The 13,915-nt window shown below is 73.5% G+C and carries 14 protein-coding genes; 5 read left to right on the top strand and 9 right to left on the bottom strand.

What is annotated here, in order from left to right; genetic code table 11:
• Positions 1–21: 21 nt before the first annotated feature.
• The 9 genes from ACFWBD_RS18785 to ACFWBD_RS18745 are packed head-to-tail and all read right to left on the bottom strand — an operon-like array spanning position 22 to position 10,492.
• Positions 22–1,137 carry a GNAT family N-acetyltransferase gene (locus ACFWBD_RS18785; RefSeq protein ID WP_385667763.1) on the bottom strand — a complete coding sequence of 372 codons (1,116 nt, stop codon included), beginning with the start codon at positions 1,135–1,137 and terminating at the stop codon, positions 22–24.
• The gene (locus tag ACFWBD_RS18780) at positions 1,134–1,781 is read right to left on the bottom strand and encodes a lipopolysaccharide biosynthesis protein (RefSeq protein WP_385667761.1); all 648 of its coding nucleotides are present in this window, start codon (positions 1,779–1,781) and stop codon (positions 1,134–1,136) included. Before ACFWBD_RS18780 ends, ACFWBD_RS18785 begins: the two co-directional genes overlap by 4 nt.
• Positions 1,778–2,941 (bottom strand): glycosyltransferase, encoded by a 1,164-nt coding sequence (locus ACFWBD_RS18775; protein WP_385667759.1) that lies wholly within the window; start codon positions 2,939–2,941, stop codon positions 1,778–1,780. Before ACFWBD_RS18775 ends, ACFWBD_RS18780 begins: the two co-directional genes overlap by 4 nt.
• Positions 2,938–3,678: a polysaccharide deacetylase family protein gene (locus ACFWBD_RS18770; protein ID WP_385667758.1), complete on the bottom strand. Its 741-nt coding sequence runs from the start codon at positions 3,676–3,678 to the stop codon at positions 2,938–2,940. The genes ACFWBD_RS18775 and ACFWBD_RS18770 overlap by 4 nt, the downstream gene beginning before the upstream one ends.
• Positions 3,665–5,422, bottom strand: a complete 1,758-nt coding sequence (gene murJ / locus ACFWBD_RS18765; protein ID WP_385667756.1) for a murein biosynthesis integral membrane protein MurJ — start codon at positions 5,420–5,422, stop codon at positions 3,665–3,667. Before murJ ends, ACFWBD_RS18770 begins: the two co-directional genes overlap by 14 nt.
• A complete protein-coding gene (locus tag ACFWBD_RS18760) occupies positions 5,419–6,735 on the bottom strand; it encodes an O-antigen ligase family protein (protein ID WP_385667754.1) in 1,317 nt (438 codons plus the stop codon). The genes murJ and ACFWBD_RS18760 overlap by 4 nt, the downstream gene beginning before the upstream one ends.
• Before the next feature lie 7 nt (positions 6,736–6,742).
• Positions 6,743–8,158: an exopolysaccharide biosynthesis polyprenyl glycosylphosphotransferase gene (locus ACFWBD_RS18755; protein WP_385667753.1), complete on the bottom strand. Its 1,416-nt coding sequence runs from the start codon at positions 8,156–8,158 to the stop codon at positions 6,743–6,745.
• Positions 8,155–9,330: a glycosyltransferase gene (locus tag ACFWBD_RS18750; protein ID WP_385667751.1), complete on the bottom strand. Its 1,176-nt coding sequence runs from the start codon at positions 9,328–9,330 to the stop codon at positions 8,155–8,157. The genes ACFWBD_RS18755 and ACFWBD_RS18750 overlap by 4 nt, the downstream gene beginning before the upstream one ends.
• Before the next feature lie 49 nt (positions 9,331–9,379).
• Positions 9,380–10,492, bottom strand: coding sequence for a DUF3344 domain-containing protein (locus ACFWBD_RS18745; protein WP_385667749.1), 1,113 nt, complete (start codon positions 10,490–10,492; stop codon positions 9,380–9,382).
• A gap of 238 nt (positions 10,493–10,730) precedes the next feature.
• On the opposite strand from ACFWBD_RS18745, the gene ACFWBD_RS18740 reads away from it, so the two are divergent.
• The 5 genes from ACFWBD_RS18740 to ACFWBD_RS18720 all read left to right on the top strand — a co-directional run bounded on the left by ACFWBD_RS18740 (position 10,731) and on the right by ACFWBD_RS18720 (position 13,810).
• Complete coding sequence (locus ACFWBD_RS18740) at positions 10,731–10,970, top strand: chaplin (protein ID WP_385667747.1); 240 nt, start codon at positions 10,731–10,733, stop codon at positions 10,968–10,970.
• A gap of 279 nt (positions 10,971–11,249) precedes the next feature.
• Positions 11,250–12,074: a hypothetical protein gene (locus ACFWBD_RS18735; RefSeq protein ID WP_385667745.1), complete on the top strand. Its 825-nt coding sequence runs from the start codon at positions 11,250–11,252 to the stop codon at positions 12,072–12,074.
• Between the two features lie 183 nt (positions 12,075–12,257).
• Positions 12,258–12,545, top strand: coding sequence for a hypothetical protein (locus ACFWBD_RS18730; protein ID WP_385667743.1), 288 nt, complete (start codon positions 12,258–12,260; stop codon positions 12,543–12,545).
• 168 nt (positions 12,546–12,713) lie between these two features.
• Positions 12,714–13,214, top strand: a complete 501-nt coding sequence (locus ACFWBD_RS18725; protein WP_385667741.1) for a DUF5949 family protein — start codon at positions 12,714–12,716, stop codon at positions 13,212–13,214.
• Entirely contained in the window at positions 13,214–13,810 is a 597-nt protein-coding gene (locus ACFWBD_RS18720; RefSeq protein ID WP_385667739.1) for a vitamin K epoxide reductase family protein, read from the top strand. Before ACFWBD_RS18725 ends, ACFWBD_RS18720 begins: the two co-directional genes overlap by 1 nt.
• Positions 13,811–13,915 lie beyond the last annotated feature (105 nt).

The following is a 13,915-nucleotide window of genomic DNA, read 5'->3' as shown; positions in this document are numbered from 1 at the left end:
TGCGGTGGCGGCAGGCCCGCGTCAGGACCTGCCGCCACCGTCACGCTCCCTCCGCTGCTCCAGCCGGAGCAGCAACTCCTTGCCCCGCCGTCGCGCGGCCACGTCGCACACGACCGCCGACAGCAGCGGCGCGGTACGCCGACGGGCCAGCAGCAGTCGCTGGTTGACGACCGGTTCGGGCCGCCAGTGGTGCTTGTAGGGCTCGTTGCCGCGCAGCAGGCTGAGCGCGGCGCGACCCCCGCTCCGGGAGTGCTCGGCGCACGCGTCGAGCAGCATCACCGCCACGTCCGCCTTGCGTTCGCGCAGCTGAGGATGGGCGCCGTAGAGGTAGCCCCCGGCCAGCCGTCGCGACAGCAGGGTCAGATCGACGGCCACCACGTCGTCGTCGAGCCGGAACTCGGTGACCACCGCGTCCCCGGAGCGCACCATCGGCCCGACCGACCGCACCAGGTGCTCGCAGAACCGTGCCCGCAGGTGCTCGCCCGTCACCTTCCGGCCCTGCCACTGCAACTGGTGCAGTTCCAGCAGCCGGCGCAGTGCCGAGTCGACCTCTTCCGGGCAGACGACCTGACGCTCGACGCCCAGCGCGGTCAGCTTGCGCAGCTTGGCGCGCACCCGCTGGGCCTTCGCCGACGGCAGCCGGGCCACCAGCTCGTCCATGGGCACGGCGGGCAGCTCCAGGCACACCGAGTCGCTCACCCGTCGCCGGGGGCCGTGCCAGCGCTCGTAGACCTGCTCCACCGCGCCGCCCGGCCGCACCTCGCGGAAGTCGATCAGCGCGGTGCGGGCGGCCGCCGCGAGGCCCTCGGTGAGCGCGGCGACGGCATGCTCGCCCCGTTCGTCGTCGACGAGGACGTCCCCGTAGTCGGAGATCGCCCCGCCGAGCGGCACGAGCGCGGGCAGCGGCCGGCGTACGGCCATCAGCGGGGCCGCGGCGACGAGTTCACCGCCGTCGCGGACCAGCAGCAGACGCAGCCGGCCGCGCCTGCCGTACGACAGCCACCACGAGTGGAGCCAGGCGTGGCTCTGGAACGGGGTGGCGCTCGCGCACCGCTGGTACAGCCGGCCCCAGGCGGGAGCGAGGGCGGCGAAGGCCTCCTCGTCGGTGACGAGTTCGGTCGTGAACGTCGGCTTCACAGCGCTCCGTGGGCGTCGGCGGCGAGGGCCGGGCCGGGGACGGCGGCGGGGCGCGCGGCCTCCTCCTCCTGGCCCCGCTTCGGCCGCACCAGCAGCAGCAGCCCGCCGAGCAGCCCGCCCGCGCTCGCCCCCACCAGACCCGTCACCGCCGGGGACACCGAGGAGGGACCGGTCGGCCGGACCGCGCGGGCGAACTGCTGGAGTTCGACGTTGGTGGCGGCCCTGGAGCTCTTGGCGTGCTGGGTCAGCGAGCGGGAGACCGCGTTGGCCATGTCGGCGGCCAGGTCGGCCCGGGCAGAGGTCGCCGTGATCGAGACCATCGGGGCGTCCGGCGAGGTCGCCGTCTGCACGCTCTGCTGGAGCGTCTTCACCGGCACACCGGCCCACACCTGCGCGTCCCCGAGCACCGCCAGCTGGGTGGCGACCCGGCCGTAGGCCTGCGCGAAGCCGAGCGCGGACGCCGGGTCGGACTTCTCGGTGGGGACGGCGACCACATAGGCGGTGGCCGTGTACACGGGCGGCTTCAGGACGCCGTACGTGCCGCCGAGCAGTCCGCCGGCGACGGCGCCGACCGCGAGCAGGGACCAGGGCGGGAGCGCCTTGGCGCGGCGCAGGGAGGCAGGACGGCGGGGATTCTCGGTCATGGGGAACTGACTTCCTGGGGTGTCGGGGTGGCGGGGGAGAGCAGGGGTGGTCCGGAAACGGTGGCCGCGTACACGTCCATGAGCTGGGCGGCGCTGCGGGTGATGTCGTAGTGGCGGGCGGCCTCCGCGGCGGTGCGCGGGCCGGGGGTCCGCGCGCGTGCCTCGGTCAGCGCGCGGACGAAGGCCTCGGTGCCGCCGGTCACCCGGCGGGCGCCCGGCGCCCCGGCGGGCAGCTGCTCGATCGCGGGGCAGGAGGCGTAGAGCACGGGCAGGCCGCAGGCCAGCGCCTCGACGACGGCCAGACCGAAGGTCTCCTCGGGGGAGGGCGAGACGAACAGGTCCATGGCGGAGGTGAGGGAGGGCAGGTCGGGGCCGGGTGTGCCGTCGGGGACACAGGGGCGTTCACCGGTGAACAGCACACGGTCGGCGACCCCCGCCTCGTGGGCGGTGCGGCGCAGCACGTTCTCCTCGGGGCCGCCGCCGACCAGCAACAGCCAGTGGTCGGCGGGGAGCCGGGCGAGGGCGTGGATGAGGACGTCGAAGCGTTTGCCGGCCGTGAGCCGTCCGACGCCGCCGACGACACAGGCGTCGTCGGGCAGGCCGAGGCGGCGCCGGGTGCGCCGGCGGACGTCCGGGTCGAAACGGAAGCGGGCCAGGTCGATGCCGTTGGGGACGACCTCGATCCGGGGGGCGGGGACCCCCCAGCCACGCAGGCGGTCGGCGACCGTGGGGGAGACGGCGACCGTGGTGCGGCCCAGCCGCTCGCTGGCGAGGTAGAGCGCACGGACCCCGGAGGTCAGTCTCCGCCCCTCCATCTGCGAGTCGCCCAGGGAGTGTTCGGTGGCGACGACCGCGCGGACGCCGGCGAGCCGCGCGGCCAGCCGGCCGTAGACACACGCCCGGTAGAGATGGGTGTGGACGAGGTCGTAGCCGCCGGAGCGGATGATCCGGACCAGGCGGGGCAGCGCGGCCAGGTCGCGGTTGCCGGCCATGCCGAGGTGGACGACCCGGACCCCGTCCTCGGCCAGCCCGTCGGCGACCGTCCCCGGGTTCGTCAGCGTCACCACCTCGCACTCGATCGGCAGGTGCCGCAGCAGCAGCCGCAGTTGCTGCTCGGCACCGCCGACACCGAGCCCCGTGATGATGTGCAGCGCCTTCACCGCAGCCCCTCGACGGGCCGCCGGCGCAACCGGTGCAACCGGTACTTCAGATGCATGCGGACGACGTTGTCGCTCTGCCCGATGTGCAGACGGGGAAGGGCGTGGAGGCCGTTCAGCGAGCCGGGGTCGATCGCGCAGGCGTAGCTGTAACCGGCTTCGCGTACGGCGTCCATGGCACGCCGGTCGATCGTCCCGTACGGGTAGCAGAAGCCGTCGACCTCGGTGCCCAGCAGCGCGGCGAGGGCCGCGCGGCTCTCGACGGTCTCCTTCTTCAGGGTGAGGTCGTCGGCCTTGGTCAGGTCGACGTGGGTGAGGCCGTGCGAGCCGATCTCGACGCCCTCGTAGGCCGCGCGGCAGATGCCGTCGGCGGTCAGCAGCGGCTTGCGCGGGCCCAGCGGGTCCCAGGCGTTGTCGCCGCCGAGCCGGCCGGGCAGCACGAACAGGGTGGCGGTGCAGCGGTGGCGGCGCAGCACGGGCAGCGCCTCGGTGAGGAAGTCGGCGTAACCGTCGTCGAAGGTGAGACCGACCAGGTTGCGGCCCTCGCCCCGGGCCCGGGCGGCGAGCAGTTTCGCCATGGAGACGCCGCGCAGCCCGCGTCGGCGCAGCCACATCAGCTGCTTCTCCAGCCTCTCGGGGGTGACGGTGATGCGGTAGGGATCCTCGGAGCAGTCCCCTACGGAGTGGTACATCGCCACCCACGGGACGGGAGTGCGTCTGCTGTTGTCAGGAGCGGACATGGGAGAACCTTCGGGTCGCGGAACGTACGGAACGGAGTGCGGAATCGATGCCCTGGGAGCCCAGGGCACGGCCGAGCAGCAGGAAGACGACGGCCACGGTGAGCCCCCCGGCGGCCAGGCCGGACAGAGGGTCGGTGAACCGCCCGGCGGCGAACGACCCCGCCAGGGTGGCCACCAGGGCCGCCCGCACCGGCCGGCTCAGTTCGCGCAGCACGCCCCGGACACCGACCGGAACGCTGCGCGGGCCCATCCCGGCCAGCAGGACGAGGGCGGTGACGGTGATGCCGATCGCGTTGGCGGCGGCGATCCCGTACACGCCCCAGGAACCGACGCTCAGCGCGCCGATCCAGGAGGTCACGACGACCCCGGAGGCCATCGCGCCGACCGGGTACCAGGAGCCGCGGCCCGCCGAGAAGTACGAGCGGACCAGCACGCCCACCAGGGTCTGGCCGAGCAGCCCGAGCGCGTACACCCGCATCACGCCCGCCGTCGCAGCCGTGTCCTTCGCGGTGAACGCGCCCCGCTGGAAAAGCAGTTCGATGATCTGCGGCGAGCAGGCCAGCACGGCGGCCGTGCCCAGCAGCACGACACACGCGGCGAGCGCCAGATCCCGCTCCACCCGGGTGCGGGCCCGCTCGGTGTCCCCCTCGGCCAGCGCCCGCGCGACCACCGGGAAGGTGACCGTGCACACCATCACCGACAGGATCATCGGCATCTGCGCCACCTTCTGCGCGTAGTTCAGGTGCGAGATGGCCCCGGCCGGCAGCTGTGAGGCGAGGAAGCGCTCGATGAGGACCTGGGACTGCCGGCACAGCGCGAACAGGAGCACGGTCGTGAGGAGCAGGGTGTCGAGGGGCCGGGCCTCCTCCTGCACGGAGGCCTCGTCGGCCACCCCGCGCTTCCTCAGCTGCCCCCACAGGGAGGGCAGCTGGACGAGGACCATCAGCAGCCCGCCGACCGCGACCCCGGCCGCCGCCGAGCGCACCCCCCAGAGCCCCCCGAGCACGAACATCCCGGTGATGATGCCGACGTTGTAGGCGACGTAGATCGCCGCGGGCGCCCCGTACCGCCGGTGCGCGCGCAGGGCGGCACTGCAGTACCCGGCGAGCCCGAAGCTCACCACACAGGTGGCGGTGAGCCGAGTGCAGTCGACGGCGAGCGCGGGGGCGGGCAGACCCGGGGCGAGGACCTCGACCAGCTGCGGCGCCAGGCCGATGAACAGGGCGCCCACCGCGACGAAGGCCAGCGACAGACGGGGCAGCGTGCCGGCGACCAGGGCGCGGACCGGGTCGCCTGTGGCGCCCTGGGAACGGCGGGCGAGCGCCATGCTGAACGCCGGGATCAGGGCGAACGCCAGTCCGTCCTCGATGAGCAGCGTGGCCGCGAACTCGGGCACGGTCCACGCCACGAGGAAGGCGTCGGTGTCGCTGCCCGCCCCGAACAGCCGGGCCAGCGCCTGGTCGCGCACCAGCCCGAGCAGGGCCCCGGCGACGGAGAGGACGGCGGTGACGAGCGTGGCCTTGGCCAGGAACCGACGGGAGATCGGGGGGAGTCCGCCGCCCTCCTGCCCGCCGCCCTCCTTGCCGCCGCCTTCCCCGCCGCTGACTTCCTGCCCGCCGGCCGCCGCCGCGGCGACCGCTCCGTCGGCTCCGTCGGCCGTCTCCCCGGACCGGGCGGCGGACCGCGCCGGCGGCACGGAAGGGGGACCGTCCGTGCGAGGCGTCCGGGGAGGCGTGACCGTCATCGTGCGAGCGCCTCCTCGCGGTCACTGCCGCCGACCAGCGCCCACCAGGCCACGGCCCCGAAGACGACGGCGGTCAGCACGGTCGACGGACCGCCGATGTCGGCGTACGTGAAGTCCACGAGCTGCCAGATCAGCAGTCCGCAGGCCACGAGCGCACAGTCGAGGCCGGGTCCGGAGCGCCGGACCCGGAACCAACCGCGCAGCCCGCACGCCAGCATCGCCAGCCAGCCGCCCGCGAGGGTGAGCAGCCCGATCAGGCCCTGCTCGCTGAGGATCAGCAGGTACATGTTGTGCGGGGAGAGCAGCGGCTGCTTGACGAACCCGGAGCCCGCGCCGTCGGTGTCGCTGCCGGAGGACAACGCGAGGGAGGCGCGGCCGTCGCGGTGCTCCGGGAAGCCCTTCAACCCGACGCCGGTCAGCGGCTGGTCGCGCCACATGCCGACCGCGGCCGCCCACAGCGTGTACCGGTCGGTGACCGACTGGTCGGGCGCGTCCCTGACCTGCGTGATGCTGTTGACGCGCTCCTGGAGCATCGCCGAGCCGAACCCGAAGCCGCCCACCAGGATCACCCCGGCCGCGGCCGCCACCGCGCCCACCTTCAGTGCCCGCCGCGGCCCGGCGAGGGCCAGCTGGACCGCGCAGGTCAGCACGGTCGCGATCCACGCGCCCCGGCTGAAGGAGAGCGCGAGCGGCACCAGCAGGGCGAGCGCCGAGCAGGCGGCGATCGCCCGCTGCCGTACCGGGGTCCGGCCGAGCGCCAGCCCGACGGCGCAGATCAGGCCGAACGCCACGACGGTCGCCATGCCCATCACGTCCTGCGGCCCGAAGGTGCCGACCGCCCGGATGTTCTCGCCCTGGTACGAGGCGCCGGTCCCGGTGACGAACTGGTGGCCGCCGACCGCCCCCTGCCACCCCGCGAGCCCGACGAACGACCAGGCCAGCACCCGGAAGTCGGACCGGTCGCGGACGAGGAGGACGACGGCCGCCGGGACGAGCACGAAGATCTGGAGGTAGCGGCCCAGACCGGAGAGTCCCGCCCCCGGCGAGGACGCGCCCATCGCGGCCAGCGCGAGCCCGACCACCGGCAGTCCGAGGACCAGGGCGGCGGTGAGGGACAGCGGGCGCCGCCGCTGGCGCAGCAGCCGGACCGCGCAGAACAGCACGACCAGCGCGGACAGCGCGTCGGCCGGTCCGGCGCCGCCCTCGCCGCCGGGGCCGAGCGGCAGGCCGAGCAGGGCGACCACGGCGACCACGGGCAGGACCGGTGACAGCGTCCGGGCGCGGGGCAGGGGCAGGGGCAGGGCGAGGGTCATCGGCGGTTCAGCTCCCGGTCGGTCGCACGATGGCGGCCGCGGTGCGCAGCAGGATGCAGATGTCCTGCCACAGCGACCAGTTGTCGATGTACGCGTTGTCGAAGCGGGCCCGGTCCTCGATCGAGGTGTCGCCGCGCAGCCCCTGGACCTGGGAGAGGCCGGTGATGCCGGTCTGCATCCGGTGGCGGGCCGCGTAGCCGGGGTAGGTCTGGCTGAACTGGCCCACGAAGTGAGGGCGTTCGGGGCGCGGACCGACCAGGCTCATGTCGCCGCACAGGACGTTCCACAGCTGGAGCAGCTCGTCCAGCGAGGTCTGGCGCAGGAAGCGGCAGAAGGGGCTCATCTCCCGCTCGCCGGCCACACTCCACCGGGTGGCGGCCTCGTTCTCGTCGACCGGGCGGTGGGTGCGGAACTTCAGCAGCGTGAAGGGCCGGCCGTCCTTGCCGATGCGCTCCTGCCGGAAGACGACCCCGGGCCCGTCGGTCAGCCGCAGCACCATCGCGCACACCAGCAGCAGCGGGCTCAGCAGCAGGAGCAGGGCCCCGGAGACAGCGATGTCCAGCAGCCGCTTGCCGAGGCTGCCCCGGCGCCGGGCGCCCAGGTCGAGACGCCGGCAGGAGAACCCGGCGAGCTGTTCGCGGCTCGCGTACGAGGGTGTGTCGGCGTCGACCTCCCACACCGTGCAGCCCGACTCGGCGAGCGCCCGCAGCAGCGGGCCCTGCACGGTACGTACGGCGGGATGGACGCACAGGACGTCCCGGACGCCGTTCTGGATGAGGGCCCGCTGCACCTCCTGACCCGTGGTCAGCACGGGCAGTCCGTCGGCGCCGTCCGGCCGATCGGCCACGATGCCCACCGGCTGGACCCCGGACCTGGGGTGCCGCAGCACTGCGGTGGCCACCCGCTGCGCGGTCGCGGCGGGACCGATGACGAGCGCGGCGTGCGGGCGGCGCAGCAGTGCCCGGCGGTGCCGCAGGTGCACCACCGCGCGGCCCGCGCAGCCGGCCGCGGCCTGCGCCGCGAACCCGAGGACCAGCGTGCGGACCGACAGCGCGTGGGCCGGGTTCCACGCCGCGACGAGCGTGCCCAGCGCCAGCCAGGCGACCGCGATCCGGCCGCAGACGGCGGGCAGTTCGTCCAGTACCCCCACGACCGGACGCGGTCGCTGCGGGCGCAGCAATATGGTCGCCGCCACCAGCAGGGCTACCAGCAGCGGCCGGCGCTGCGCCCCGGTCAGTGCGAGCGCCCCCACGAACGTGGCGAGGCCGTCGGTGAACAGCAGCGGCAGCGGCGACGCGGGCCGCGCCGGGGGCCGTCGGGTGGGGAACCGGAATCCCGCTCCGCTCTCCCGCCGCGGAATGACCGAGACGGGCGAGTACCCGGGCTGCGCGCCGGGAGAGGGGACGGTGCTTTCCGCAGTCACGAGTGGATGGACTCCCTGCACTCGGTGGGCGCGACGCGCGCCCCTTGGGTGGTCGTGAGCAGCTCGCGGTACACGCCCGCGACCGCCTCGGCCGTGCGCCGCACGTCGTGCGTGGTCAGGACGTGCCGGCGTCCCTGGTGGCCGAGCGACTCGCGCAGCAGCGGGTCGAGCAGCAGTCCGGCGACGGCACCGGCCAGCGCCGCCGGGTTCTCGGCGGGCACCAGACAGCGGGGCGCGAGCGCGGCCGGCAGGCCCTCTCGGGCGCCGTCCACGTCGGTCACCACCACGGGCCGCCCGCAGGCCAGCGCCTCCAGGGGGGCCAGTGCCATGCCCTCCCAGCGCGAGGGCAGCACGACCAGGTCGGCGGCCTGGTACCAGGGCACGGCATCGGCGACGGCCCCGGCGAACAGCACCGACTCCGGCGCGCGCGACCGGAGCCGCTCCCCGTCCGGGCCGTCGCCGACCAGGACCAGCCGGGCGCCGGGCACCTTCCGGGCGATGTCCGTCCACGCCGTCAGCAGGACGTCCTGCCCCTTCTGCCGGCACAGCCGTCCCACGCACACCACCAGCGGTGCGGCCGGGTCGAGTCGGGGCAGGAGAGAGGCTCGTACGGTGTCGACGGAGGCGGGGTGGAAGCGTTCGGGATCGATGCCGTTGGGGATGACGCTGACCCGCCCGCCGATCCGGGCGCGCCGGCCGGTGGCGCGCTCCGCCTCGCTCACGCACACCAGCCGGTCCGCCCAACGGGCGCCGAAACGCTCCCACTTGAGCGCCAGGGCCGCGGTGGCCCCGCCGACCGCCTCGAAGGACCAGGCGTGCGGCTGGAACACGGTCGGGATCCGCCCGCGCACCGCGAGCCGCCCGGCCAGCCCGGCCTTCGCGCTGTGCGCGTGCACCAGGTCGGGGCGTACCTCGTCGAGCAGGCGTACGAGCCGTCGTACCTCACCGGGGAGCGAGGGCCCCGGCGACCGGGTCGCCGCCCACCGCCGTACGTCCGCTCCCAGGGACCGCAGGTCCCCGGCGAGCCGGCCGGCCGGGCAGGCCACGGTGACGTGCAGGCCGGCCGCGAGCTGGGCCCGCGTCAGATCCGTCACGACCCGGGCGACCCCGCCGTCCACGGGTTGGGTGAGATGCAGGACCCGGGGTCTGGCGTCGGGTTCTGGCTGGTGCATTGCGCGGTTTCCTCGCTCACGGTGGCGCTCGGGACGGGCGGGAACGCGCTTACTGCTTCTTCCGTGTGTCGACGGCGACGAAGAGCGCCCCGGCCCACGCCGCGTCCCGGTGGGAAACGAGCCGAACGGCCAGCTGGTCACCGCCGCTCCGCAAACCGCCGCTCAGATCGAACACATCGGAGTCGTAGCCGAGGGTGTTGACGTACGCCGGTACACGCGCCGCCGGAGCCGCCCCCGGCTCGCTGATCGTGGAGTTCAACACATCGTCAGATGGGTTGACCGCGTCCGTGAGCGCGGCGGCGGTTCGGCCACCGGTCGAGAACATGAGCGAATCACCCGTTCGGCCGCGGTCGCCGTCGTACGCCACCAGCCCGGCCCGGCCGCCCGCGCCCCGCGGAACGGCGAGCCCGCGCAGCCGGATCTCCTTGCCGGCGGGGGAGCCGAGGGTGTCGAAGCCGTCCCAGAGGGACAGGTCGCGCAGCGGCTCCTTCGGGTTCTCATACGCCACGACCAGCGTCCAGCCGCCCCACGCGCCGGCCGCCGAACGGCCCATGGCCACGTTGATCTGGGCGACCGTGTACAGGCCCTGACCGCTCGCGCGCACCAGCTTGGTGACGTCAGCGGAGGCCTGGAAGGCATCGGCGCCCTGGGCCACCCGGTGGCCGACGACCGTGTCCGCGAGCACCGCCTTGTACTCCCCGCCGGGCTCGGCGATCAGCACCCGCCCGTTGTCCTTCGGCGGCTTCTGCTCGCCGACGCGCAGGTTGCCGCCCCAGTACAGCCGCGCGTACGACACCCGCGCGCCCTTCGGGAGCCGGACCTCGGCGCGGGAGGAGTTGTAGGTGTTCGGGTCACGGTCCACGTCGACGTAGAACATGTTGAAGGCGTTGTTGACGGCCGCCCCGCCCTGGCGCACCGCGGGGCAGGCGGGCGCCGCCTTGCCCGTGGGCGTGGTGGTGGTGCGGCAGCTGATGGCCGCGTTGGCCGCGCGGACGATTCCGCCGTGCTGTGTCGCGTGGTAGCGCTGTGCGAAGGCGAGTTGCTGTGCCTCCGCGGCGGGCGGCGCGCCGGCCGCCCGGGCGCCGCCGGGTGCCCAGAGGGCGGTGAGGGCGAGAACGCCGACTGTCGCGCGGCGTAGCAGCGGACCCAGGGAAATACGCATGACCGGCGGTGCCCTTTCGTGCGATTTGCTTGCTATAGGCGTGCGTCGGATGGGGCGCAACTCTAGCCGCTGTCCGGATTAATCCGTCGAAACCGGACAAGTGTGTCGGAATGGTGAAGCCGGACTTCGGTGACATCACTCATTTGGCGGCACAACCCCTGCGGGTCCCGCGCGTTGACTTCAGCGCCGGGCATCCCCGCCCGGGTGTTTGTGTCAAAACCCCTAGGAGCACCTCTCCATGTCGCGTATCGCGAAGGGCCTGGTCCTTACCTCCGTTGCCGCCGCGGCCGTCGCCGGCGCCTCCGGCATCGCCGCCGCCGACAGTGGCGCGAACGCCGTCGCCGCGCACTCCCCGGGCGTGCTGTCGGGCAACATCGTCCAGGTTCCCGTGCACATCCCGGTCAACATCTGCGGCAACACGATCAACGTGGTCGGCCTGCTGAACCCGGCGTTCGGCAACACCTGCATCAACGACTGACGTCTCCTCCTTTCGAGGTTGCGACACGTCATTCGCCGAACGGCCGCCCTCCCGCCAGGAGGGCGGCCGTTCGCGTTGCCGCGGGTGTCGCCGGAGGTGCTGCCCCGAATGGGGGGATGTGGCCCCGACACGCTCGACGGACCTTGACAGGCCTCCCCACCTGGGGTGATGCGAGTGGGGCGGTCGACCGGACATCACGCAGAGGAATCAAGCTGTTGCGGAGAGCGACGGCCGTTTGCACGGTGGACACAAGACCCGACGCAATCGAAAGGATTTCCCATGCGTGGCCTGCCCGTACGGCATATCGCTTCCACCGCGCTCTGCGCCACCCTCGTCCTCGGCATCACCGCCCCCGCCGCCATGGCGGCCGACGGAACGGCCGCCCGTGAGCGCAACGCCGCGGCGTCGAAGGCGCCCGTGGCCGGCACCGACGCGCTGCTCGCCCAGGCGCAGGGCCTCGGCGAGCTCGGCACTGTCCTCACCCCGGTGGCCAACCTGCTCAACACCGTCCTCAAGGCCGACGACGGTCAACTCACCGCCGACCAGGCCACCGAGCTCGGCGACGCCGTCAGGACCGCCGTCGCCAAGATCACGACGGCGACCCCGGCGACCCCGGCCGACCCCGAGGCAGAGCTGCCCGCCAAGCCCGCCGACCCGGCTGTCGTGCTCCCGGAGAAGCCCGCGGTGCCCGCCGACCCGGCCGTGGTGCTCCCGGAGAAGCCCGCGGTGCCCGCCGACCCGGCCGTGGTGCTCCCGGAGAAGCCCGCGGTGCCCGCCGACCCGGCCGTCGTGCTCCCGGCCAAGCCCGCCGACCCGGCTGCCGCGTTGCCGGTCAAGCCCGTGCTCAGCAAGGGCCGTGACGACGCCAAGGCGAAGGCCGCCGACCCGGTGTCCGACGCCGTCGCCGCGCTGGACAAGGCGGTTGCCGCCCTTCTCGCGGCCGCGACGTCCCTCGACGCCAGCCAGGTCGCCCCGGCGGTGACCGGCGTGGTGTCCGGCCTGCTCGACCTGATCAGGGCGACGCTGGCCGGGGCCGGCCTGACCCTGCCCACCCAGCCCGCCGAGGCACCGGCACCGGCCCTGCCCGCCCTGCCGACCAGCTGACGGTCGCTCCCCGATTCCCGCGCCCCGGCATTCCGCCGGGGTGCGGAAATTTTCTGCGCACACGGTTTCCGCATTCGGCAGGGCTCGTTAGGCACGACGTCAGAATTTCCCTGGTGGCTTGAGTCGCCGATTCGCCGATTCGCCGAGTGGTCGAGTCGCCGAGTCACCGAAGAAAGGAATCCGATGAAGTCCCTGAAGGCTGCCGCTGTCGTTGCCGGATCCATGGTCCTCGCCGGTGCCGCCGCGCCCGCGTTCGCGACCCCCGCCGACCTCACGCCCACCAGCCTCAACGGTGCCGTGGACACCCTCGCCAGGGGGCCCGTCAACCTGGAGGACGCGCTGCCGGTCCAGCACCAGTCGGACGCGCTCGACACCGAGAACAAGGACTCCGTGCTCAGCACCGTCAAGGGCGCGACGGGTGCCCTCAACTCCCACAACGCCCTCCTCGGCGGGCTGCCGCTCCAGGGCTGAGACGCCTTTCCCGAAGGGCCGGTCCCGTCACCGACGAGACCGGCCCTCGGTGCTGTTCGAGGCGAGTCGAGCGGCGCGTCCCTCGTTCGTGTGGAGCAATGGACCTGCGTCGTCCGGTCGAGTGAGAACACGCCCGAACGCCCCCCGACCCGCCGATAAGGTCGCGCGGTGACCTCAACCCCAAGCGCAACCCGCCCCTTCCGCGTGGCCGACCTGGGCACCCTCGTCGTGATGCCGTGGAGCGGCGAGGCCCCCGACGGCAGCGACATGCCCTACCTCCTCGCCTACTCCCTCGGTGACACCGAGGAAGGCCCCGAGGGGACCGCCGTCGCCGTCGCGCGCCTGCTCACCGACAACGGCATGCCCGTCGGCGGGGACGTCGTGGACGGCACCGAGCGGCCCAGCCTGCCGTTCACCCTGCTCGTCGAGTCGGGCGCGGCCGTCCTGAACATGCCGAACCTGAACGCCCAGTGCCTGCCGCCGCCGGAGTGGCTCGCGGCCGTCGAACAGCGCGGCTACGCCTACCTCGTCCTCACCACCCGCGCCTGGCCGGAGGCCACACCCGGCCGGGCCGTCACGCCCGAGGCGCTGGCCGCGTTCGCGGGCGCCCACGAGACCCTGACGGCCGCGGCGCACATCGTCCTGCCCGCTCGCCGGCTGCGCGGCTGATGCGGCGGCCGCACCCGGCGCCCGCGGGCGGCGGCCGCGCGTACGCCCTGCTCCTCGTCCTCACCGGTGCGGCCGGGCTGCTGGCCGCCTGGGTCATCACCCTCGACAAGTTCAAGCTGCTGGAGGACCCCGGCTTCACGCCCGGGTGCAGCCTGAACCCGGTCGTCTCCTGCGGCAGTGTCATGACGAGCGACCAGGCCTCGGCGTTCGGGTTCCCCAATCCGATGCTGGGTCTGGTGGCCTACGGGATCGTCGTGTGCGTCGGCGTGAGCCTGCTGGCCGGTGCCGCCTTCCCGCGCTGGTACTGGCTGACCTTCACCGGCGGTTGTCTCTTCGGCGTCGGTTTCGTGTCCTGGTTGCAGTTCGAGTCCCTGTACCGGATCAACGCGCTGTGTCTGTGGTGCTGTCTGGCGTGGGTCGCCACGATCCTCATGTTCTGGTACGCCGTCTCGTTCGACGTACGTCACGCGTTCCTGCCCGCCCCGGCCGGGGTGCGCGACTTCCTCACCGAATTCACCTGGGTGCTGCCGCTGCTGCACATCGGGGTGATCGGCATGCTGATCCTGACCCGATGGTGGGACTTCTGGACGAGCTGACCGTCGTGCCGTCGTGCCGTCGTGCCGATATGGCGTCAGCACTGTAGGCCCTTAGCACTGTATGGAATTAGCACTATTGCGACACTCGGGGGAATTGTGAACTGA

It is taken from the genome of Streptomyces sp. NPDC060002, assembly GCF_042737245.1.
GTDB lineage: Bacteria > Actinomycetota > Actinomycetes > Streptomycetales > Streptomycetaceae > Streptomyces.
The sequence above is the reverse complement of the archived record's forward strand: the minus strand, read 5'-3'. Positions and strand labels throughout refer to the sequence as shown.

What these genes read in the sequence shown, in the direction of transcription:
- ACFWBD_RS18780 (WP_385667761.1), bottom strand. Translation starts at nt 1,781, where the DNA reads ATGACCGAGAATCCCCGCCGTCCTGCCTCCCTGCGCCGCGCCAAGGCG.
- ACFWBD_RS18770 (WP_385667758.1), bottom strand. Translation starts at nt 3,678, where the DNA reads ATGTCCGCTCCTGACAACAGCAGACGCACTCCCGTCCCGTGGGTGGCG.
- murJ (WP_385667756.1), bottom strand. Translation starts at nt 5,422, where the DNA reads ATGACGGTCACGCCTCCCCGGACGCCTCGCACGGACGGTCCCCCTTCC.
- ACFWBD_RS18760 (WP_385667754.1), bottom strand. Translation starts at nt 6,735, where the DNA reads ATGACCCTCGCCCTGCCCCTGCCCCTGCCCCGCGCCCGGACGCTGTCA.
- ACFWBD_RS18750 (WP_385667751.1), bottom strand. Translation starts at nt 9,330, where the DNA reads ATGCACCAGCCAGAACCCGACGCCAGACCCCGGGTCCTGCATCTCACC.
- ACFWBD_RS18745 (WP_385667749.1), bottom strand. Translation starts at nt 10,492, where the DNA reads ATGCGTATTTCCCTGGGTCCGCTGCTACGCCGCGCGACAGTCGGCGTT.
- ACFWBD_RS18740 (WP_385667747.1), top strand. Translation starts at nt 10,731, where the DNA reads ATGTCGCGTATCGCGAAGGGCCTGGTCCTTACCTCCGTTGCCGCCGCG.
- ACFWBD_RS18735 (WP_385667745.1), top strand. Translation starts at nt 11,250, where the DNA reads ATGCGTGGCCTGCCCGTACGGCATATCGCTTCCACCGCGCTCTGCGCC.
- ACFWBD_RS18730 (WP_385667743.1), top strand. Translation starts at nt 12,258, where the DNA reads ATGAAGTCCCTGAAGGCTGCCGCTGTCGTTGCCGGATCCATGGTCCTC.
- ACFWBD_RS18720 (WP_385667739.1), top strand. Translation starts at nt 13,214, where the DNA reads ATGCGGCGGCCGCACCCGGCGCCCGCGGGCGGCGGCCGCGCGTACGCC.